Annotated in this window: 23 protein-coding genes; 13 read left to right on the forward strand and 10 right to left on the reverse strand. The window is 65.6% G+C overall.

Annotated elements, in window-relative coordinates; all coding sequences use genetic code 11:
- Positions 1 to 5: 5 nt before the first annotated feature.
- The 3 genes from ileS to WBP06_RS15515 are packed head-to-tail and all read left to right on the forward strand — an operon-like array spanning position 6 to position 3,869.
- Complete coding sequence (gene ileS / locus WBP06_RS15505; RefSeq protein WP_395329570.1) at positions 6 to 2,903, forward strand: isoleucine--tRNA ligase; 2,898 nt, start codon at positions 6 to 8, stop codon at positions 2,901 to 2,903.
- Positions 2,900 to 3,448, forward strand: a complete 549-nt coding sequence (gene lspA, locus WBP06_RS15510) for a signal peptidase II (RefSeq protein ID WP_395329572.1) — start codon at positions 2,900 to 2,902, stop codon at positions 3,446 to 3,448. Before ileS ends, lspA begins: the two co-directional genes overlap by 4 nt.
- A gap of 4 nt (positions 3,449 to 3,452) precedes the next feature.
- On the forward strand, positions 3,453 to 3,869 hold the full coding sequence (locus WBP06_RS15515) for a DUF3035 domain-containing protein (protein ID WP_395329574.1): 417 nt from the start codon (positions 3,453 to 3,455) through the stop codon (positions 3,867 to 3,869).
- A 250-nt stretch (positions 3,870 to 4,119) separates the two neighbouring features.
- Here the strand turns inward: WBP06_RS15515 and WBP06_RS15520 are convergent, their stop codons facing one another.
- A complete protein-coding gene (locus WBP06_RS15520) occupies positions 4,120 to 5,454 on the reverse strand; it encodes a hemolysin family protein (protein ID WP_395329576.1) in 1,335 nt (444 codons plus the stop codon).
- 233 nt (positions 5,455 to 5,687) lie between these two features.
- Between WBP06_RS15520 and WBP06_RS15525 the strand changes: the two genes are divergently transcribed.
- From WBP06_RS15525 to nadC, 3 genes are all read left to right on the forward strand, one after another.
- Positions 5,688 to 6,362 carry an OmpA family protein gene (locus WBP06_RS15525; RefSeq protein WP_395329578.1) on the forward strand — a complete coding sequence of 225 codons (675 nt, stop codon included), beginning with the start codon at positions 5,688 to 5,690 and terminating at the stop codon, positions 6,360 to 6,362.
- 76 nt (positions 6,363 to 6,438) lie between these two features.
- Positions 6,439 to 6,684, forward strand: a complete 246-nt coding sequence (locus tag WBP06_RS15530; RefSeq protein ID WP_395329580.1) for a DUF333 domain-containing protein — start codon at positions 6,439 to 6,441, stop codon at positions 6,682 to 6,684.
- Between the two features lie 52 nt (positions 6,685 to 6,736).
- Positions 6,737 to 7,597, forward strand: coding sequence for a carboxylating nicotinate-nucleotide diphosphorylase (nadC, locus tag WBP06_RS15535; RefSeq protein ID WP_395329582.1), 861 nt, complete (start codon positions 6,737 to 6,739; stop codon positions 7,595 to 7,597).
- A 186-nt stretch (positions 7,598 to 7,783) separates the two neighbouring features.
- Here nadC and WBP06_RS15540 read toward each other — a convergent pair whose 3' ends face one another.
- Positions 7,784 to 8,239 (reverse strand): nucleoside deaminase, encoded by a 456-nt coding sequence (locus tag WBP06_RS15540; protein ID WP_395329584.1) that lies wholly within the window; start codon positions 8,237 to 8,239, stop codon positions 7,784 to 7,786.
- 115 nt (positions 8,240 to 8,354) lie between these two features.
- Between WBP06_RS15540 and rpmB the strand changes: the two genes are divergently transcribed.
- Positions 8,355 to 8,639 carry a 50S ribosomal protein L28 gene (gene rpmB, locus WBP06_RS15545; RefSeq protein ID WP_395329586.1) on the forward strand — a complete coding sequence of 95 codons (285 nt, stop codon included), beginning with the start codon at positions 8,355 to 8,357 and terminating at the stop codon, positions 8,637 to 8,639.
- A gap of 171 nt (positions 8,640 to 8,810) precedes the next feature.
- Here the strand turns inward: rpmB and WBP06_RS15550 are convergent, their stop codons facing one another.
- The 4 genes from WBP06_RS15550 to xseA form a co-directional block, all read right to left on the reverse strand.
- A complete protein-coding gene (locus tag WBP06_RS15550) occupies positions 8,811 to 9,791 on the reverse strand; it encodes an esterase-like activity of phytase family protein (protein WP_395329588.1) in 981 nt (326 codons plus the stop codon).
- 76 nt (positions 9,792 to 9,867) lie between these two features.
- Positions 9,868 to 10,734 carry a M23 family metallopeptidase gene (locus tag WBP06_RS15555; protein WP_395329590.1) on the reverse strand — a complete coding sequence of 289 codons (867 nt, stop codon included), beginning with the start codon at positions 10,732 to 10,734 and terminating at the stop codon, positions 9,868 to 9,870.
- Positions 10,731 to 10,934 carry a DUF2093 domain-containing protein gene (locus WBP06_RS15560; RefSeq protein WP_132387764.1) on the reverse strand — a complete coding sequence of 68 codons (204 nt, stop codon included), beginning with the start codon at positions 10,932 to 10,934 and terminating at the stop codon, positions 10,731 to 10,733. The genes WBP06_RS15555 and WBP06_RS15560 overlap by 4 nt, the downstream gene beginning before the upstream one ends.
- A 26-nt stretch (positions 10,935 to 10,960) precedes the next feature.
- The gene (xseA, locus tag WBP06_RS15565) at positions 10,961 to 12,514 is read right to left on the reverse strand and encodes an exodeoxyribonuclease VII large subunit (RefSeq protein WP_395329592.1); all 1,554 of its coding nucleotides are present in this window, start codon (positions 12,512 to 12,514) and stop codon (positions 10,961 to 10,963) included.
- Between xseA and purD the strand changes: the two genes are divergently transcribed.
- Both purD and WBP06_RS15575 read left to right on the forward strand, forming a co-directional pair.
- Positions 12,514 to 13,800: a phosphoribosylamine--glycine ligase gene (gene purD, locus WBP06_RS15570; protein ID WP_395329594.1), complete on the forward strand. Its 1,287-nt coding sequence runs from the start codon at positions 12,514 to 12,516 to the stop codon at positions 13,798 to 13,800. The genes xseA and purD overlap by 1 nt on opposite strands.
- A gap of 4 nt (positions 13,801 to 13,804) precedes the next feature.
- Positions 13,805 to 14,371 carry a hypothetical protein gene (locus WBP06_RS15575; RefSeq protein ID WP_395329596.1) on the forward strand — a complete coding sequence of 189 codons (567 nt, stop codon included), beginning with the start codon at positions 13,805 to 13,807 and terminating at the stop codon, positions 14,369 to 14,371.
- 188 nt (positions 14,372 to 14,559) lie between these two features.
- On the opposite strand, the gene WBP06_RS15580 is transcribed toward WBP06_RS15575, so the two are convergent.
- The 3 genes from WBP06_RS15580 to WBP06_RS15590 form a co-directional block, all read right to left on the reverse strand.
- Positions 14,560 to 14,964 carry a hypothetical protein gene (locus tag WBP06_RS15580; RefSeq protein WP_395329598.1) on the reverse strand — a complete coding sequence of 135 codons (405 nt, stop codon included), beginning with the start codon at positions 14,962 to 14,964 and terminating at the stop codon, positions 14,560 to 14,562.
- Entirely contained in the window at positions 14,961 to 15,473 is a 513-nt protein-coding gene (locus WBP06_RS15585) for a hypothetical protein (RefSeq protein ID WP_395329600.1), read from the reverse strand. The genes WBP06_RS15580 and WBP06_RS15585 overlap by 4 nt, the downstream gene beginning before the upstream one ends.
- 83 nt (positions 15,474 to 15,556) lie before the next feature.
- On the reverse strand, positions 15,557 to 16,561 hold the full coding sequence (locus WBP06_RS15590; RefSeq protein WP_395329602.1) for an adenosine kinase: 1,005 nt from the start codon (positions 16,559 to 16,561) through the stop codon (positions 15,557 to 15,559).
- A 127-nt stretch (positions 16,562 to 16,688) separates the two neighbouring features.
- Here WBP06_RS15590 and WBP06_RS15595 point away from each other — a divergent pair, with 127 nt between their 5' ends.
- From WBP06_RS15595 to WBP06_RS15605, 3 genes are all read left to right on the forward strand, one after another.
- Positions 16,689 to 17,168: a hypothetical protein gene (locus tag WBP06_RS15595; RefSeq protein WP_395329604.1), complete on the forward strand. Its 480-nt coding sequence runs from the start codon at positions 16,689 to 16,691 to the stop codon at positions 17,166 to 17,168.
- A gap of 114 nt (positions 17,169 to 17,282) precedes the next feature.
- The gene (locus WBP06_RS15600; protein ID WP_395329606.1) at positions 17,283 to 18,638 is read left to right on the forward strand and encodes a sensor histidine kinase; all 1,356 of its coding nucleotides are present in this window, start codon (positions 17,283 to 17,285) and stop codon (positions 18,636 to 18,638) included.
- Complete coding sequence (locus WBP06_RS15605; protein ID WP_395329608.1) at positions 18,631 to 19,380, forward strand: LytR/AlgR family response regulator transcription factor; 750 nt, start codon at positions 18,631 to 18,633, stop codon at positions 19,378 to 19,380. Before WBP06_RS15600 ends, WBP06_RS15605 begins: the two co-directional genes overlap by 8 nt.
- A gap of 69 nt (positions 19,381 to 19,449) precedes the next feature.
- Here WBP06_RS15605 and WBP06_RS15610 read toward each other — a convergent pair whose 3' ends face one another.
- Positions 19,450 to 19,779 carry a UrcA family protein gene (locus WBP06_RS15610; protein ID WP_395329611.1) on the reverse strand — a complete coding sequence of 110 codons (330 nt, stop codon included), beginning with the start codon at positions 19,777 to 19,779 and terminating at the stop codon, positions 19,450 to 19,452.
- 259 nt (positions 19,780 to 20,038) lie between these two features.
- Here WBP06_RS15610 and WBP06_RS15615 point away from each other — a divergent pair, with 259 nt between their 5' ends.
- Positions 20,039 to 20,305 carry a hypothetical protein gene (locus tag WBP06_RS15615; RefSeq protein WP_395329613.1) on the forward strand — a complete coding sequence of 89 codons (267 nt, stop codon included), beginning with the start codon at positions 20,039 to 20,041 and terminating at the stop codon, positions 20,303 to 20,305.
- Positions 20,306 to 20,325: the final 20 nt, after the last annotated feature.

Consider the following 20,325-nt stretch of genomic DNA (forward strand, 5'->3'; position numbering starts at 1 on the left):
CGCATATGACCGAACAGCGCGATTATAGAGCGACCGTCTTCCTGCCGAAGACCGATTTCCCCATGAAGGCCGGGCTCCCCCAGAAGGAGCCGGGTATTCTTGCGCGCTGGCAGGATGAGGACATTTACGCCAAGACGCGCGAAGCCCGCGCCGGTCGCGAAAAGTTCGTGCTGCATGACGGCCCGCCCTACGCGAATGGCGACATGCACATCGGCCACGCGCTGAACCACATCCTGAAGGACATGGTCGTCCGCACCCAGACCCTGCTGGGCAAGAACGCACCTTACGTTCCCGGCTGGGACTGCCACGGCCTGCCCATCGAGTGGAAGGTCGAGGAAGAGTACCGCAAGAAGAAGAAGAACAAGGACGAGGTTCCCGCCGAGGAATTCCGCGCCGAATGCCGCGCCTATGCCCAGAACTGGGTGAACGTGCAGCGCGAGCAGTTGAAGCGCCTTGGCGTCAACGGCGACTGGGACAAGCCCTACCTGACGATGGACTTCCAGGCGGAAGCCACCATCGTCACCGAACTGCTGAAGTTCGCGGAACACGACATGCTCTATCGCGGCGCCAAGCCGGTGATGTGGAGCCCGGTCGAAAAGACCGCGCTGGCCGAGGCCGAGGTCGAGTACGAGGACATCGTCTCGACCCAGATCGACGTGGCTTTCGAGATCACCGAATCCGCGATCCCGGAACTCGTCGGCGCCTATGCGGTGATCTGGACGACCACGCCTTGGACGATCCCGACCAATCAGGCGCTCGCTTATGGGCCTGAGATCGAATATTTTGCATTCCGCGACAAGACGTCGGGCAAAACCCTCTTGGTCGCGCATGTCCTCGAACTTGAGGACGCAATTTTTCAACGCTTACTCGTTGAACGAGCCCCGGACGGCGTGGAAGTTGTGTGGTCCGGCAAGGGCTCCGAACTCGCCGGCACCCTCGCCCGCCACCCGATGCACGCGCTCGGCGGCTTCTTCGCCGAGCCGCGTCCGCTGCTCGCGGGCGATTTCGTCACCACCGAGAGCGGCACCGGCCTCGTCCACATGGCGCCTGACCATGGCGAGGACGACTTCCTGCTCTGCAAGGCCAACGGCATCGGCCCCAAGTTCGTGGTCGAAGCCGATGGCAAGTATCGTGAGGACTGGGGCTGGCTCGGTGGTCAGGGTTCGGTCATCAACCCGAAGTTCAACGCGCCGGACGGCCCGATCTGCTCGGACCTTCGTGAAGCGGGCGCGCTGCTGGCGGCTTCGGCGGACTACAAGCACTCCTACCCACATTCGTGGCGTTCCAAGGCCAAGGTAATCTTCCGCTGCACGCCGCAGTGGTTCGTGCCGATGGACAAGGTTCTCGGCCACCTGCCCTCCAAGACCCGCGCCGAGCGCCGCTGGGAAGGCGAAGGCGGCGCCATCGATCCGCAGGACGAGACCGCCGAAGCCTCGCCCACCCTGCGCGAAGCCGCGCTGGACGCCATCGCCGAAACGCGCTTCGTCCCCGAAAAGGGCCGCAACCGCATCGGCGCCATGGTCGAAGGCCGCCCGGACTGGGTGCTTTCGCGCCAACGCGCCTGGGGCGTGCCGATCACGCTGTTCGTCGATCGCAAAAGCGGCGAATACCTCGTCGATGCCGAAGTGAACGCCCGCATCATCCACGCCATCCGCGAGATCGGCGTCGATGCCTGGTCGGACGCCCGCGCGCAGGAATACCTCGGCACCAAGTACAGCGCCGATGACTACGAGCGCGTCGTCGACATTCTCGATGTCTGGTTCGATTCCGGCTCCACCCACGCCTTCGTGCTCGAATCCGGCCGCTGGCCCGAACTGGTGCCGGCAGAGGATCACACCGGCCCCACCGCCGACCTTTACCTAGAAGGCAGCGACCAGCATCGCGGCTGGTTCCAGTCCTCGCTGCTCGAGAGCTGCGCCACGCGCGGCCATGCGCCCTACAAGGCAGTGCTGACCCACGGCTTCACGATGGATGCCAAGGGCTTCAAGATGTCCAAATCGCTGGGCAACACCATCAGCCCGATCAAGGTGATGGAAACCAACGGCGCTGACATCATCCGCCTCTGGGCGCTTTCGGTCGACTATACCGAGGATCACCGCATCGGTGACGAGATCCTGAAGGGCGTGGCCGACCAGTACCGCAAGCTGCGCAATACCCTGCGCTACCTGCTGGGCGCGCTGGACGGGTTCTCGGACGAAGAGAAGCTGCCGGTTGACGAGATGCCCGAGCTGGAACGCTACGTGCTCTCGCTGCTGGGCGGCGTGGACGCCACGCTACGCAAGGCGGTCGCGGACTTCGACTTCAACACTTACGTCCGCACCCTGCTGGATTTCTGCAACGAAGACCTCTCGGCCTTCTTCTTCGATATCCGCAAGGACTGCCTCTACTGCGACAGCCCTGCCGATCCGAAGCGCCGCGCCTATCGCACCGTGCTGGACACGCTGTTCCACGCGCTGGTGCGCTATGCCGCGCCGGTCACCGTCTTCACCGCCGAGGAAGTCTGGCAGAGCCGCTTCCCCGGCAGCCAGAGCGTGCACCTGCTCGAATGGCCGGAAGTCCCCACCGTGGAAGCTGACGCCGCCCGTTGGGCAGAGCTTCGCGCGCTGCGTGTGAAGGTGACCGAAGCGATCGAGCCGCTGCGCCGCGAAAAGATCGTCGGCTCCAGCCTCGCCGCCGAAGTCACGGTTCCCGCCTCCGCGCCTGCCAGTGCCTCCGAAGCAGATCTGGCGGAACTGTTCATTACCGCGAAAGTCGCGCGTGGGCAGGGAGACGACGTGACTGTCACCCCGTCCACCGACCACAAGTGCGGCCGTTGCTGGCGCCACCTTCCGGAAGTTTCGGAAGACGGCGCGCTGTGCGACCGCTGCGACGATGTCGTGGGTGAACTGGAGCAGCCGGCATGAACGGCGCCGTGAATCCCTGGCGCAACCGCCTGATCGGCCTGCTGATCGCGGCTGCGGTCTTCGTGGTGGACCAGGCGGTGAAGCTGTGGATGGTCGCCAATCTCAAGACCCTGCCCACCGTGGAGCGGGTGATCGAGATCCTGCCGATCTTCAATTTCCGCTGGACGGAAAACTACGGCGTTTCGCTGGGCCTGTTCACGGCGGGCTCGCCCGAAGGTCGCTGGGCGCTGGTCGCCATGACCGGCGCCATCGCGATTTTCGTGCTGGTCTGGCTGCTGCGCGAACGCAAGCTGCCGGAAATCGCCGCGCTTTCGCTGGTTCTCGGCGGCGCGCTGGGCAATATCCGCGATCGTGCGGGCAACGGCTATGTCATCGATTATGCCGACCTGCACTTCGGCGAATTCCGCCCCTTCCTCGTTTTCAACATCGCCGATGCCGCCATCACCATCGGCGTCCTGATTATCCTTGCCCGTTCACTGCTTTCGCGCGACAAGCCCGACACGAACGGCGGACACGACACGGCTGATGCCGCCCCGGAGATTTGAGTTGATGCCCATGAAGAAGACCGGAGCCCTGATCCTCGTCGCCGCCGGTGCGGCGCTCGTCTCCGGCTGCGGAAGCACTGGCCTGTTCAATCACGCCCGTCCCGACGAATTCGCCGTCCAGCGCCAGACGCCGCTGGTGGTGCCGCCCGACTTCGCGCTCACCCCGCCGAAGCAGGGCCAGCCGCGCCCCAGCGACGATTCGGTGCAGCAGCAGACGCTGGACGCGCTATTCGGTGGCCCGCAGGCCCGCAGCGACATCGAGAAGTCGACGCTGAACCTGGCCGGTCCCGCCGATCCGGCGATCCGCTCGACGGTCGGCGATCCCGGCACCTACACGGTCGCCAAGGGTCAGGTGACCCGCGCTATCCTCGCCGCGCCCGAAGGCGACGGCCAGAGCGCACAGACCGCCATCGGCGGCTGAAGCCTCTCACACCCAGATACGAAAAGAGCCGGGGCGGGATGACCGCTTCCGGCTCTTTTCGTTTGGAGCGAGGCTGACACCCAAGCGTGGCGTGTTAAACTCCGTCGCCCGCGCGAAGGCGGGGGCCCCGCTGTTCTTTGCGGCCCGGCGCACTCTCTCAAAGAAGGAAGCGGGATCCCCGCCTGCGCGGGGATGACGAGGTGTTGTATTGTTGGGGAGGCTCCCGTGATCTCAGGCAGCAGGGAGCCGCTCAACCCTCGCCCGAAACCCCATCGTCGCTCGCATCGTCCTCGATCCGCGAAACGAGCAGCTTGTCGATCTTCAGGCCATCCATGTCGACCACTTCGAATCGCCAGCCCTGATCGGCAAAGTATTCGCCTTCGCGCGGCACCTTCTTCAGCACCGCCAGCACGTAACCGGCAACGGTGGCGAATTCGCGATCGTCGTTGAGCGTCAGGCCCAGCTTGTCCGCCAGCGCATCCGCCGGCATCGAACCCGAAACCAGCAACGAGCCATCCTCGCGCTCGGTCACGTAAGGCGCATCGCCTTCGTCCTGATGGCTGACGAAATTGCCCGCCAGCGCCGCCAGCATGTCCGACGTGGTGACGATGCCTTCCAGGTGGCCATATTCGTCATGCACCACCGCCATCGGCACTTCGGCCTGCTGCAGCTTGCGCAACGCATCCATGGCATCAAGCTGGTCGGGAATGACCTCCGCCTTCTTCATCAGCGCGGCGATCTCCACCGGACGCCCGGCGACGAATGCAGCCAGCACTTCGCGCAGCTTCAGGATGCCCAGCACGGTATCGGGAGAGCTTTCGCGTGCCACCGGCAGCAGCGAGTGGGGCGAAGCCTCGATCTTGGCCCGCAGCGTTTCCACATCGGCGTCGATGTCGATCCAGTCGATCTGGTTGCGCGGGGTCATCAGTTCCCGCACCGGCCGATCCGCCAGGCGCATCACGCCCGCCATGATCGCGCGCTCTTCCTCCTCGATCACGCCCGAACGCGTGGCCTCGGCGAAGATCATCTGCAGTTCCTCTGCGGTGATCTGCTCCTCGCCGCCACGGCGCACGCCGATCAGGCGCAGGATCAGGCCCGAGGACCGGTCCAGCACCCAGACGATCGGCGCCATCGCCTTCGACAGCCAGACCATCGGCTGCGCCATGACCAGCGCCACCAATTCGGCAGCGCGCAGCGCCAGTTGCTTGGGCACCAGTTCGCCCACCACCAGGCTGGCGTAAGTCGTCACGATGATCACCAGCGTGAACGCGCTCTCATGCGAGAAGCGGGCCGAGACGCCCCAGGCTTCCAGTCGTTCCGAAACCGGCTGTTCAAGGCTTGCGCCCGAATAGGCACCCGCGATGATTCCGATCAGGGTAATGCCGATCTGCACGGTGGAGAGGAACTTGCCGGGGTCTGCCGCCAGGTCCAGCGCGGTCTGCGCCGCCTTGCTGCCCTTGTCGGCAGAGATCTTCAGCCGTGCAGCACGCGCTGACACGATGGCCAGCTCGGACATGGAGAACAGGCCATTGATCAGGATCAGGCCGGCGATGATGAGGAGGTCGGTCCAGGGAAAGGGCGTCACAATGAACCCGCGCTAGCAGAATTAGCGGCGCCTGCGAAGCGGATGTTGCGAATGCAGCATTCGATCACACTTGCGAAACATTGGCGCGCCCTATCCGCCCGGGTTACTCCAAGTCCCTGAATGGAGGGGAACACCTGAGCTTTGCGTTCGTTCCTCCCGCAGCGTCCATATGCTATTCATGGTCACGACTGCACACAGTCGCCGGTAGTAATTCGCAGAGGAAGGGCAAACTCATGATGAAATCACGCCTGCTGGTATCCGTAGCCGCCGCCGTTTCGCTGGTCGCGGTTTCGGGATGCGTCACCGATCCCAACACCGGCCAGAAGAAGGCTTCCCGCACGGCCATCGGTGCTGCCGGCGGCGCCGGTCTTGGCTATCTGCTGGGCAGCGTGATCGGCGGCAGCACCGCGCGTATCGTCGGTGCCGGGATCGGCGGCGTGGCTGGCACCGTGGTCGGCAGCCAGATGGACAAGCAGATTCGCGAATTGAAGGAAACCACCGCCGGTTCGGGTATCGACGTCACTCAGGAAGGCGACGGCATCCTGGTCAACCTGCCGGATGTGACTTTCGCCTTCAATTCCACCGAGATCAGCCCCTCGTTCCAGCAGTCGCTGAACAAGGTGGCCGATTCGATGAAGCAATATCCCAACAGCCTGATCGATGTGTACGGCCACACCGATTCGGTCGGCTCCGACGCCTTCAACCTCGACCTGTCGAAGCGCCGCGCGGATTCGGTGGCCCGTTACCTGATGATGCAGGGCGTATCCTCGGCCCGCATCCAGACGCAGGGCATGGGCAAGAACTACCCGGTGGCCGACAATGGGACCGAAGAAGGCCGCGCCAAGAACCGCCGCGTGGAAATCAAGATCACCCCGGTCACTACCGAGCAGGTTCAGGCCGCGCACTGATCGCGCCGATATGCGAACAGGAAGGGGCCGGCGGTGCGTCCGGCCCCTTTTTCGTGCTGAAAAGGAGTTCACGACCATGCGAATCGCGATCCTGTGCATGCCGGTCATGCTGGCAGCCTGCGCTTCCACCACGCCACCGCCCCCGGCGGCGACCCCCTCGGTCGGGATGGCCAATCCGGCCTCGAAATACTGCGTCGAACAGGGCGGCCGCAGCGAGATCCGCCGCGAACCGCAGGGCGAGACCGGTTACTGCCACTTGCCCGACGGTCGCGTGGTCGAGGAATGGCAATTCTATCGCGCGGCGCATCCCGCCAGCGATTGAGCGGGCGGAGCAACCTCGACAATCCGCTTCGAACGCGCGAAAGACCCGGGTCATGAGCACATTCGCGATCCCCGGTTTCGACCTTTCCGCCTTTGTCGATGCAACCCTGGCCGAAGACCTCGGCGTGGGCCTTCCCGGGGGCGGGCGTGACGTCACCTCCGAAAGCGTGATCGACGCCGATGCGCGGTTTTCCGGCGTAATGGATTCCCGCGACGCGATCACCGTCGCCGGCCTGCCGATCGCCGCCGCCTTCTTCCGCACGCTCGACCCTGCCATGGAAATAGAGATTCTGGTGCAGGAGGGCGCCCGCGTCGACCCCGGCGCCAAGCTGATGCGCCTCACCGGCAATGCTCGCGCCATGCTGACGGGCGAGCGTTCGGCGCTGAACACCGTGCAGCACTTGTCCGGCATCGCGACGATGACGCGCGATTACGTCGACGCCATGGACGGTCACGCCACCCTGCTGGACACGCGCAAGACCATTCCCGGCCTGCGTCACCTGGAAAAGTACGCCACCCGCATGGGCGGCGCGCAGAACCACCGCATGGGCCTGTGGGACGCAGCGATGATCAAGGACAACCACGTCCTCGTCGCCGGCGGTGTCGGCCCGGCCGTCGCCCGTGCGAAGGCCGCAGGCGTCGCCCAGATCATCTGCGAAGTCGATCACCTCGACCAGATCGAACCGGCCATCGCGGCGGGCGCGCATCACCTGCTGCTCGACAACATGGGGCCGGACAGGCTGCGCGAGGCCGTGGCCCTCGTCGCCGGGCGCGTGCCGACCGAGGCTTCGGGCGGTGTGAACCTCTCCACCATCGGCGCGATCGCGGCTTCGGGCGTGACCTACGTTTCGGTCGGCCGCCTGACCCAAAGCGCGCCGGCGGCGGATATCGGGCTGGATTTCACGCCACTTTGACAGGGAAACGGGATTCAGTTCCCGGGTTAGCCGCCCGCCTGCCCCTCCGAATCCCAACCTCAGTTCCCCGTCATCCCCGCGAAGGCGGGGATCCCGCTTGTTCTTGAGACCTGGAAACAGAAAGCGGGGCCCCCGTCTTCACGGGGGCGACGGAGTGCAGGCTGCGAGGTTTCCCTGTCGCCGCGCCTACCGTCGCTCCCGGAAGAAGCTGCGCAGCATCTCGGCCGCTTCGCTCTCCCCGATTCCCGAATAGACCTCAGGACGGTGCAGGCACTGGTCGTGCTCGAACACGCGGGCGCCGTGCTCCACCGCGCCGCCCTTGGGATCCCCCGCCCCGTAATAGAGCCGCGCGATGCGGGCGTGGGAGATGGCGCCCGCGCACATCGCGCATGGTTCCAGCGTCACCCAAAGCTCGCAGCCTTCGAGTCGCTCGTTGCCCAGAATCAGCGCCGCAGCGCGAATCGCTTCGATCTCGGCATGGCTGGTGGGGTCGTGACGTTCTCGCGGGCCATTGCGGCCAGTGGCGATGACGGCACCGTCCTTCACCACCACCGCGCCGATGGGCACTTCGCCCGACTCGGCGGCTTCCCGCGCTTGCGCGAGGGCGAGTTGCATGTATGGGGGGAGCGGCCATCGGGTCATTCCCAAGCGCTAGCGGCTGAAAAAGCTGTGTGCAACTTGACCATCGCGGGGGGAATCGCTAAGGGCGCGCCTTCCCGTATTAACGGCAACAGATTTTTTCGAGCGAGAGTTAGACATGTCCCGCATCTGCGAACTGACCGGCAAGGGCCGCCAGGTCGGCTGCAACGTCAGCCACGCCAACAACAAGACCAAGCGCGTCTTCCTTCCCAACCTGCAGAACGTTACGCTTCTGTCGGACGGCCTGGAGCGTAGCTTCAAGTTCCGCGTTTCGACCCACGGTCTGCGTTCGGTTGAACACAACGGTGGCCTCGACAACTGGCTGCTGAAGTCCTCGGACACGGCACTCTCCACGCGCGCGCTCAAGGTGAAGCGCGAGCTGAAGAAGAAGCTGGCCGCCTGATTTTCGCACGCTTCCTTCGGGAAGCGTGATCTTTCAGGACATGCGACAAGGGCGTGCGGGCATATGCCTTGCGCGCCTTTTCGCATGTCTATGGTCCGCAGATTGTTACGGCAAAGGCCGGAACCGACCAGCCGCGACCTGAAATTCAGGCCCGAATCTCAGGCCCGAATCTCAGGGAAGTTCGCGGGGATCGACGCTCATCTTCCACAGCAGCGTGCGCTGGAGCGGGGAATAGTTGTCGTCCGATATCAGCCAGACCGTCAGCCGCCCATCTTCGCGCGGGACGATGGCCAGGCCTTCGAAGTTGTCGATCGGCAGGTCGGAAGACAGCCGCGCCACTTCGCTAACGCGCCAGGGCTGGCCGGGCCGAATCGTCGCCGGGTCGCCGATCGCGATGCGTCCGGCGAAACGCTGGGGCATCGGCCAGATCAGGCGGCGCATCAGAATCAGCAGCCGGCCGTCGGGCATTTGCGCCATGTCGGTGGGGCTGAACCCGGCAGGGCCATCGAAGACGAAACGCTGGCCATCGGGATTCTCGGTAGGGTCGCCGGCGAAGGTAACCGCCGGATGGAGATGATCGCTCCAGCCCGCGAAGCCTTCGCGCAACAGCACGAATCGACCATCGGCCAGCCGCGTCATCGCCTCGGGCCCGGTGTTCACCCCCCAATCGCGCATCGATTCGGGCTGCACGCGGCGTTCCACGTGAAACGCCGGGTTCAGCCGGAAGATCGCGTTCTTCCCCTCCAGCCCCAGCCAGATCGTGCCGCTGCCGTCTTCGGTCGCCGATTCGACGTCTCGGTCTTCCTTCGCATCACCATCGGATAGCGGCAGCCTGCCAAGCTTGCTGTGCGCCTGCGATTCGCCGGGTGCCCGGAAGCGGAGGAAATTGCCCGAATCGCTGAGGGCCAGCATCTCGCCACCCGGGCGCATCAGCAGCGCGGAGAAGCTGCCGAAGCGGTGGGTACGGCTGCGCAGATGCCAGGCCTGTTCAAGATGGAAAGCGCCCAGTTGGGCCGTCAGCCGGTCGGCCGAGGGCAGGGGCAGCGTTTCGAACGTGAGTTCCAGCCGCTTCAGCTTGGGCGGCGGGGTCGAGCGCGCCCAGGTCAGCGGCAACAGCGCCAGCACGGCGAGGAGGGCGATGGTGCGGCGCACAAGCAGCGGGATAGGCCATCTTGCGCGCGCCGCAAGCCGCTTGAAGCGGTTTATCCCGAAAGAGTCCGCTTGGGGGTCAGTTCATCGGCCCGGTGAACAGGATCGGGTCCAATCGGGCATCGTTCCACTTGATCGACCAGTGCAGGTGCGGGCCGGTCGCGCGCCCGGTCATGCCGATGCGGCCGATCACCTGGCCCTGCTTCACGTGATCGCCTTCCTTCACCAGCAATTGCGAACAGTGCAGGAACGCGCTGTTCAGGCCCATGCCGTGATCGATCATCAGCAGGTTCCCTTCCAGCGAGAAGGGCTTTTCCGCTGCCAGAATCACCACCCCATCGGCCGGCGCCACGAACGGCGTGCCGCTGGTGCCGGTAGCGATGTCCAGACCCGAATGATAGGCCGCCGGCTCGCCCTGATAGACGCGCTGCGATCCGAACCGGCCGGAGATGCGCCCCTTGGCCGGCCACACGAAGTGCTGGCGCCAGCCCTGTGCATCGGTCTGGAGGTTACGGGCGGCATTGATCCGGTCCAGTTCCGGCTGGCGAATCTTCATGAATTCCGCCGTCGGCCCACCCGGCTTGCGCGGAATATTGATGTTCTCGATCTGCCACGCGCGCGGTGCGATGGCGACCGTCTGGGAAACCTTGCGGCCATCGGCCAGCGTGGCGATCAGCGTCTCGCCCGGCTTGGCATCGCGATCGAAGGCGGCGAACCAGGCACCGTCCGCCGCGATCTTCACCGGCTCTCCATCAAGGGTCAGCGCGCGGGTGCCTTGCGGGACCTTGCCGCGAATCCAGCCGCCCTGCGTCACTTCGCCAGCATAGGTAATGCCGGAAGGGCTGGCGGTGACCGTCGTTGCAGCGGGGGATGCGCCCACCAGAACAACCAAGCCGGCAACCGCAAGCGCGCCGCCGGCGATGAGCGAAACTTTCAGGCGAGTCATGCCTTCCCGAGCAGGCGCCGGGTGGCGATCTCTGCGGAGGCGTAGGGCTCCTGAAGCTCCACGCTCCAGTACCGCAGTTCCTCCAGCGGAATCTTCTCGCCCGAAACGGCGCAGAGCACGAAATGGCCGCCACTAAGGACGCGGAATCCATTCGGGCCATATTGAAGCTTGGCGGGACGATCGGCGGAAGACATCAGCATGGGCAAATCCTAGCAGGTCGCGCTGGTCAAAACAAATCACCCTGCCGTGGTTCTTCAGACTTTGCTGCTTCGGCCTTGGGGCGCACCGGGCGCTTGGGGGCCGCAAGCTCAACCGGGGCCGAAGCCGTAACCGGCGGGGTCGGATCAATAGAACCCGCGCTGCCTGAACCGGGGGTGACCGCACCGGTCGCCACCTGCAGCGCGCCATCTCGGAAACGCAGCAGCAGGGCCGCTTCCTGCGCCGCCGTATCGCACGTGGTCAGCGTGCGCCCATCCAGCGCGGTGACGCGGGCAAAGCCGCGCTCCAGCGGCTTGTCGGGATTCAGCTGCGGCAGCACGCGCGCGGTCGGCGCCAAAGCATCCCGCGCCATCGCCCAGCGGCGCTGGAGCAGGCGCGGATGCAGGCCGGCGCGCTCCACCCGTTCGCCGGACACCTGCACGCGGTGGCGCAGCAGCGGCAGCGAAAGCTTTCCGGCAACGCGATTCAATTGCTCGCGCTTGGCCCCGGCTTCATCACGCAAACCGCGCCGCAGCCGTTCGGACAGTTCGTCCAGCTTCTGCGCCTTGGCGGCGAGAATCGCCTCCGGCTTGGGCAGGCGCTGCACGCGCGCTTCCAGCCGTTCACGCCCCAGCGTGACCGGGCGCAGCGCGCAGCGGCGCTTGCGATAGGCGAGTTCGTCCAGCGTCGCGGCCAGTTCCGCACGCACCGGCACGGCCATCTCGGCGGCAGCAGTCGGCGTCGGCGCGCGGCGGTCGGCGGCATAGTCGCAGAGCGTGGTGTCGGTCTCATGCCCCACGGCAGAGATCACCGGAATCGACGATTCGGCCACGGCGCGGACGACAATTTCCTCGTTGAACGACCACAAGTCCTCGATCGAACCACCGCCACGCGCCACGATCACCAGATCCGGCCGCGGCACTGGGCCGCCGGGCTGGATGGCCGAAAAGCCGCGCACGGCATTGGCGACCTGCTGGGCAGCCCCTTCGCCCTGCACCAGCACCGGCCAGACCAGCACGCGGCTGGGAAAGCGGTCCGCCAGCCGGTGCAGAATGTCGCGAATCACCGCGCCGGTGGGTGACGTCACGACGCCGATCACCTGCGGCAGGAAGGGCAGGGCTCGCTTGCGCTCCGCCGCGAACAGGCCCTCTGCGTCCAGACGCGCGCGCAGCTTTTCCAGCAGCGCCAGCAGGGCGCCTTCGCCGGCGATCTCCATCGTTTCGATGACGATCTGGTATTTGGAACGTCCGGGATAGGTCGTCAGCTTGCCGGTGACGATCACTTCCACGCCGTCTTCCGGGCGGAACGCCAGCCGCTGGGCGCCGCCGCGCCACATCACGCCGTCGATCACCGCCTTGTCATCCTTCAGCGCGCAATAGAGGTGGCCGGATGCCGCCCGCTTCACGCCGGAAAGCTCACCCCGCAGGCGCACGAAGCCGAAGCGATCCTCCACCGTGCGCTTCAGCAGATTCGAAATCTCGCTGATCGAGAGCGGCGCGGCGTTGTCCCCGGGCGCTTGCTTCGCTACCAGCCCACCGGAACGACCATCATCGAATTCGTCGTCATCGAAAGGCACGGGCAATGAATATCCTTCTTCTGGGCTCTGGCGGCCGCGAACATGCGCTGGCCTGGAAGCTGGCGCAATCCCCGCTTTGCGAGACCCTTTGGGCTGCCCCCGGTAATCCCGGCATCGCCGAAGTGGCAAGCTGCATCGACCTGGATGTCACCGATCATGCGGCGGTCATCGCCTTCTGCGAGGCGAACGTGATCGGCCTGATCGTGATCGGGCCCGAGGCGCCGCTGGTCGACGGCCTGGGCGATTCGCTGCGCGCAGAGGGCTTTTCCGTGTTCGGGCCCAACCAGAAGCCGGCCCAGCTGGAAGGTTCCAAGGGCTTCACCAAGGACCTGTGCGAGCGCGCGGGCATTCCCACCGCCGGCTACGAGCGCGTCTCCACCGAGGCGACCGCCATGGCCGCGCTGGCCAGGTTCGGCGCACCGGTGGTCATCAAGGCGGACGGTCTTGCCGCCGGCAAGGGCGTGACCGTGGCGATGACCATGGACGAGGCCGAGGAAGCCGTGCGTGAAATCTTCTCGGGCCGCTTCGGCGAAGCGGGCGCGGAAGCGGTGATCGAGGAATTCATGGAGGGTGAGGAAGCCAGCTTCTTCGCGCTGACCGACGGTTCCACCATCGTCCCCTTCGCCACCGCGCAGGACCACAAGCGCGTGGGCGACGGCGACACCGGCCCCAACACCGGCGGCATGGGCGCCTACAGCCCCGCACCGGTGCTGACGCCTGCCCTCGAGGCCGAAGTGATCGAACGGATCATCGCGCCCACCGTGCGCACGCTGGAGAACGAGGGCATTCCCTATTCGGGCGTGCTGTTCCTGGGCGTGATGCTCACCGCGCAGGGGCCGAAGCTGATCGAATACAACTGCCGCTTCGGTGATCCGGAGTGCCAAGTGATGATGATGCGCCTTGAATCGGACTTGGTCGAACTGCTCCATGCCTGTGCCGACAATCGCCTTGCCGCGATCCAGCCGCCGAAGTTCAGCGACGATACCGCGCTGACCGTGGTGATGGCAGCAGACGGCTATCCAGGCACGCCCGCCAAGGGCGGCGCGATCACCGGGATCGACAAGGCCGATGCGCTGGGCGCCAAGGTCTTCCACGCCGGCACAACGCTGAAGGACGGCGCGCTCGTTTCCAGCGGCGGCCGCGTGCTCAACGTGACCGCGCGCGGCGCTTCGGTGACGGAAGCGCAGGCGAAGACTTATGCCGCTGTTGACGCCATCGACTTCCCCACCGGGTTCTGCCGCCGCGACATCGGCTGGCGCGAAGTTGCGCGCGAGAAGGCTGCGGGCGAGTAAGCGCATGGCCAGCCGGGTCGATACCGCTCTCAAGCTTTCGCTGGCCGTCGCCGCGCTGATCGCGGGATCGGGCATTGGCTGGTACTACGGCGTGGTCCTGCCCCGGCAGGCCGCGCGCGAAGAAGCCCGCCAAGCCGTGGAACGCGATGCCGAACAGTCGCGCCAGAAGGCGGCCGAGCGGGCTGAGGCCGAAGCGAAGAAGCGGCAGGAATCGGCCCAGCTGGAATATCAGGACTGCCTGAATTTCGCCGAACTCTCCTACAAGGAGCGCTGGACCGCGAGCTGCCACGCACAGCACGATGCCGACGTCGCCGCGTTCGAGGATTGTGCCGACGATCTCTTCGCCACCGAGGAAGGTTGCCGCGCCAAGCACCCGATCCGGCCCGAGCGGGATTGCGCCCTGCCTGCGCAGACCGCACAGAGCTATTCGGACGCGCGTGAGCAGCGCAAGAACGAGTGTCTTGCGCGTTTGCAGTCGGCACAAGGGGGCGGGATGTCGGTGCCGCAGCAGCCGATTCAGCAGCAGCAGATGCAGCCGACAGCTCCCCTACCGCAGCCAACCTATCAATGATGAGCGTATCTGCGTGCGATCAGCCTGATTGCACGTATCGACCTCTCCACACCTGATCCCGTCATCCCCGCGAAGGCGGGGATCCCGCTTATCTTTGAGTATGCCGCAAGGAAGCGGGGCCCCCGCCTTCGCGGGGGCGACGAAGTGCGGTTTGAAAAGGTTTGGAGGGAAACTGCCGTTAGCGGTGACTACCGCACTGCTAGCCTTACCGATGAAATCTCCATCACCGGAACTTCCCATGGATGGATTGCCATGATCCGCTCCAATGCGGCCGCGAAGGCCGGGTCTTCCGGCGGGCAGGGGGCATGGACCGAGACGATCACCGTCGGCGAAAGCGTCATGCATCCCGCTTCCCCCAGAGTCGGTTGCGCATCGGGGCCAGGCTGGAAACCTTCCCAACCGGGGCTCAATTCGAAAACCCCTTTGTAGAGCCCGAAATCCCCCAGCGGGTTATCCTCGCGAATGACGGCGAGAATTGGCGCCAGCACTGGATCGCGCTCGGCCGCCGCGCCAATGCCATTCAGCATCGCCACCAAAGTCTCGGCCGCAACCGGCACGTGAATCCGCACCAGAGTCGCATCGCGCGTGTTCATGCCGCTTCGGTTTCCATCAGCAGGCGCACCACCATGGCCAGCCGCTTGGCATCCTCCCGCGCCAGGTGTTCCTTGGGCAGCAGGGTCTTGGCCTGTTCCAGCGCCGCGACGACTTGCGGGCGTGTGTAGCCGCGCGACATCATCCATTCGCCCAGATAGCGGATCGGGAAGGGCAGCGATGCGTGCAGGCCCTGGCAGAGGACTTCCAGCCAGTATTCGTCCAGCTCGGCATCGGAATAGACCGCGCAACCGCCAACGAATTCGGTCATTTCGGCAAGGACTTGTGCAGCAGGCAGGCCATCGCATTCCAGCATGGCGCGGCTGATGCCGTGCAGCGCTTCGGCCTCTTCCGACCAGTCCCAGTGTTTCCACGCCTCCAGCGGGCGGATCATCCAGGCCCGGCTTTCGCCGTCGGTGCGGGCGATGGCCACTTCGATGGGATAGGACTGGCCATGCTCAGGCAGGCAGCTTGCCTCGAAGTCGATCAGAGCCGGTATCGTGTGCGCCATGCGGCCTCGCGGGAGAGGGGGGACGAAATCCCAGCCTCTCCCGGAGAATGCGCCGCGTCAAGAACGCGGGCGATGTCGTGACGTCAGCCGACGACTTCGGCGGTCAGCGCCTTGAGGTCCGCCTCGGGGCGAGCGCCGTAGTGCGAGATCACTTCGCAGGCGCAGATTGCGCCCATCTTCAGGCACTGTTCCAGGCTCTTGCCGCGCACGTGGCCGAACAGGAAGCCGGCGGCGAACAGATCGCCCGCGCCGGTGGTGTCCACCACGCGGTCGATCGGCTCCGCACCGATTTCCACGCGCTGGCCTTCCGACAGCGCAACGGCGCCAGCGGAACCGCGGGTGACGACCAGTACCGGGATCTTCGGCGCGAGTTCGGCAACGCCCTTTTCGAAATCGTCATGGCCGACGAGGGCCGCCATCTCGTGCTCGTTGCAGAACAGCACGTCGATCATGCCGTTGTCGATCAGGTCGCGGAAGTCCGCGCCATGGCGGTCGATCACGAAGCATTCCGAAGGGGTGAAGGCGATCTTGCGGCCGGCGGCGCGGGCCGCCTCGATCGCCTTGCGCATCGCGGCGCGCGGTTCCTCGGGATCCCAGAGGTAGCCTTCGAGGTAGAGCACGGCGGCGCTGGCAATCGCGCTTTCGTCCAGCGCTTCGGCCGGCAGGTGCTGCGATGCGCCGAGGAAGGTGTTCATCGTGCGCTGGCCGTCCGGCGTCACGAAGATCAGGCAGCGCGCGGTGGGCACGCCGGTGCGGGCAGGCACGTCGAAATCGATGCCGCCGGCGCGGATGTCATGGGTGAAGACTTCGCCCAGCTGGTCATCGGCCACCTGGCCGATGAACGCGCACTTGGCGCCCAGCGCGGCCAGGCCGGCCAGCGTGTTAGCGGCTGAACCGCCGGAGATTTCGCGCGCTGGGCCCATCGCTTCATAGAGGCTCGTGGCCTGATCCGCGTCGATCAGCATCATGCCGCCGCGCGACAGGCCAAGCTCGTCGATCAGCGCATCCTGGCAGTTGGCAATAACGTCGATGATGGCATTGCCGATGGCAATCACATCGAGAGTAGGCGGCACGGTGGGCTGGGCCATGCGGTCGTGTTCCTTGATGATCTGAAAATGTATGGGAGTTGATATCGCGCCTAGCGTGCAGCCGGCCGCTTCGCAAGCGCCACGGCGGTTGACAGGGCGAACCGTGCGGGCGATGCCCGGCGCAATCATGATCCAGACGCGTCCGACCCCGACCACCCTTCGTCTCGTTTCCGTCCGCCGCCTGAAAGGCCCGCTTGCGGCCTCGGCGCTGGCGCTGCTGCTGGCGGCGTGCGGTGGCGGCGGCGGCACCGTCAGCAGCACGCCGACGCCCAGCCGGGCGCCGCACCGGCCGGGCAAGCTTTCCGACGTCCGCCAACCCAGCCACGTCGCGCGCGCACCCACGCTTCAGGCGATCCCGGGTGTTGCCGGCGTGATCGGCGCGGACCGCACGCAACTGGTGCGCGCCTTCGGCGAACCGCGCCTGGACGTGTGGGAAGGCGATGCGCGCAAGCTGCAGTTCACCGGCACTGCCTGCCTCCTGGACGTCTATCTTTACCCCACCACCGGATCGAAGGAGCCGGTGGCGACCTACGTCGATGCCCGTCGCGCTTCGGACGGACAGGATGTTGACCGCGCCGCCTGCATCGCGGCATTGCGCAAGCCCTGATCGAAGCCTGAGCGAGCGCGCCTCCCCACGGGCGCGCAACTTTCGACGAAGGTCGATTCCGGTCCGATTTGCGAACTGGCGCAAAAGGCAATTTTCGCGCTATCCCGGCAGACCATGTCGGATGTCGCCACTCAGCCGCGCGTGCCTGCGCGGGTCGTTCTGCTTTCGCTAGCCGCCCTGTGGGCCTGCTATTTCCTGGTTGCCACCTTGCGCGGCGCGGTGATGGGGTATGACTTCATCTGGCCGATCTTCTCGCGCCGGCTGACGATCTGTATCCTGTCCATGCTGGTGATGGCCGCCGTCTGGCCGCTGCTGCAGATGCTGGAGCGCAAGTCCGGCGGCGTGCGGCTGACGATCGTGTTGATCGGCGCCTTGCCGCTGGCCCTGCTGCTCAGCGTGATCAACGAGACCGTGTTCTCCGACATGGAGATGACCCAGGCCTACGGCAACGAGGACGAGGCGGAAGCGGTCAAATCGGGCAAAGTGAAGATCACCCGTGACGAGGCGGGGAACATCATGGTGGACCTGCCCACCGCCGTCACCCAGCCACCGCCGCCGCCCGCGCCGCCTCCACCCGGAACGCCTTCCGACGATGCTTCGGCGCCGTCGGCACCCGCCCCCACCGTCACCAGCGACAACAGCGCCCATTCGATCACCATCCACACCAACAAGGCGCTGGGCGAGCAATATGCGCGCTGGACCTCGGTGGTGGACTATGCCTTCACCCGCTACTTCCTGGTGCTGGCCTGGGCGGCGCTCTACTTCGCGCTGGCCAAGGCGGAGGAAGCGCGCGCGGCCGAACGGCGCGAAGGCGAATACCGCCGTGCCGCGGCTGCCGCCGAACTGCGTTCGCTGCGCTATCAGGTCAATCCGCACTTCCTGTTCAATACGCTCAACTCGCTTTCGGCGCTGGTGATGACGGGCAAGCAGGACGATGCCGAAACGATGATTCAAACGCTGTCGACTTTCTATCGACGTACACTCTCCGGAGATCCCACAAGTGACCTGAAGCTTGTCGATGAGATCGAACTTCAGAAACTCTATTTCGAGATCGAGGCGGTTCGTTTCCCAAATCGCCTGATGACGACGATTGATATTGACGATGCCGTTTCCGATGCGATGGTGCCCGGCATGATCCTGCAGCCCCTCGTCGAGAATTCGGTGAAGTACGCCGTGGCCGCCACCCAGCGGCCCGTGACGATCGCCATCCGCGCGCACGCGGTGGGCGACAAGCTGGAAATTTCCGTCAGCGACGACGGCCCCGGCGGCAAGGTCAAGGGCGTGCAGGGCTTCGGCATCGGCCTGGGCAATGTGCGCGACCGGCTGCGGGCCCGCTATGGCTCGGCGGCGGAAATCACCTTCGGCCGGCGCGAGGAGGGCGGTTTCGCCACGGTCCTGCGCCTTCCCCTGAACTTTGGGTCCCACCAAGGGCCATCGGCCGCGGGGCCGCTGGAGTTTTCTCGTGCCTGAACTCGTGCAGACTTTGGAAACCGCGCCTTTGCGCGCACTGATCGTCGACGACGAACCGTTGGCGGTGGAGCGTATGCAGGTGATCTGCGCCCGGATCGCATCGATCTCGGTAATCGGCACCGCCAGCGACGGTGAGGCGGCCCTGCGCCTGATCGAGGCACTGACGCCCGATCTCGTGCTGCTGGACCTGACGATGCCCGAAACCGACGGCCTGACCGTCGCCCGCCGCCTGGGCGGCCTGCCCGAAGCGCCGGCGGTGATCTTCGTCACCGCACACGACGAATTCGCCGTGGAGGCGTTCGACCTGGACGCGGTGGACTATGTTCTGAAGCCCGTGGCACCGGAACGGCTGGAACGGGCGATCTCGCGCGTCGGCGCCCGGCGCGGCGAACGCACCCTGCCGTCCGGCAAGTGGCTGGAGGAATTCTGGGTGCCGCACCGTTCCGAACTGGTGCGCGTGCCGGCCGCCGATGTGGAGCGGATCGATGCGGAGCGGGACTATGTCCGGCTGCACGTGCGCGGGGCCAGCTATCTGTTGCTGCAGACCATCACCAGCCTGGAACAGCGCCTGGATCCGGAGAACTTCATCCGCATCCATCGCAGTTGCATCCTGCGCCGCGATCACGTGGCGGGCCTGCGGCATGAAGGGCTGGGCGTCTGGTCGGTGGAAACCGCCGATGGCGAAGCACTGCGGATCGGGCGGACGTATCTGCCGTCGGTCAAAAAAATGGCGGGCCGCTAGGGGACCCGCCAGTCTTTCTTCCGATTATTTTTTAGGGACCTCTTGGGCGCTACCGAGAGCACGGGGCGCTCAGTTGGTGGCAACGCGGGAGCGGGCATTGGCGCTGTCGACGGCGGCGGCGACATGGGCGCTGAACTGGGCCCGGGCCTTGTCGTAGCATGCGACCGCGTCGGAGTTGCGCAGACGCGAACCGGTATTGACGTCGTTGTAACCGCAGACTTCGCGGGCGGCGGCATCAAGCCGGTGGTCGAGCTTCTTCTGGCCTTCGGCGCTGGTCAGGTCGAGATCGGCGTAAGTGACCGTGACGTCCTTGGCATTGGCGGGCGCGGCTACCGAGAAGCTCAGGCCGGTGAAAACGAGGGCGGCAGCAGCGGCTGCAATCGAAGTGGTCTTGATCATCGTACTTCCTCCTTGATGGGCCGGCGGCGGGGGGTCCTGCATCGGCCCGGTGAGTTTCTTGTGCACTGCACCCGGAAGCGATTCACGCGGACCTCGACCGCAGCGCCCCCCATGTCGACGAAAGGGCAGGCGGACGGACGAACGACATTCCGGTTCGACGAATGACTTGCTGGTTTGCGACCACCGACGAATCACCCAAGACTTTGATTCGGCACGCACTGGCAAGAACCGGCCCGGCCATGTACAATCGATCCCGGCTATGGGACTTGTCTTCGTCTTCTTCCTTGGCGTCCTTAACTTTGCAGCGCACAAGGCAGTGCTCGAATCCGGGCACCCGATGCTTGGAAGCGTGCCCTGGCTGGTGCAGCCGCTGGGTGGTCGCCTCAGCCTGATCGTGGAATTCGCCATGCTGGTGGGCGCGATGATCATGGCAGCCGCGGGATCGACCGGCTGGGCCTTGATCTACGCCTGTTATTCGGGGCTCAACGCCCTGGCCGCCTGGCTGATCTTCTCGGGCCGGGCATGATCGGCCGGCGCAGGGAACCG

The sequence above is a fragment of the Novosphingobium mississippiense genome (assembly GCF_044029535.1).
GTDB lineage: Bacteria > Pseudomonadota > Alphaproteobacteria > Sphingomonadales > Sphingomonadaceae > Novosphingobium.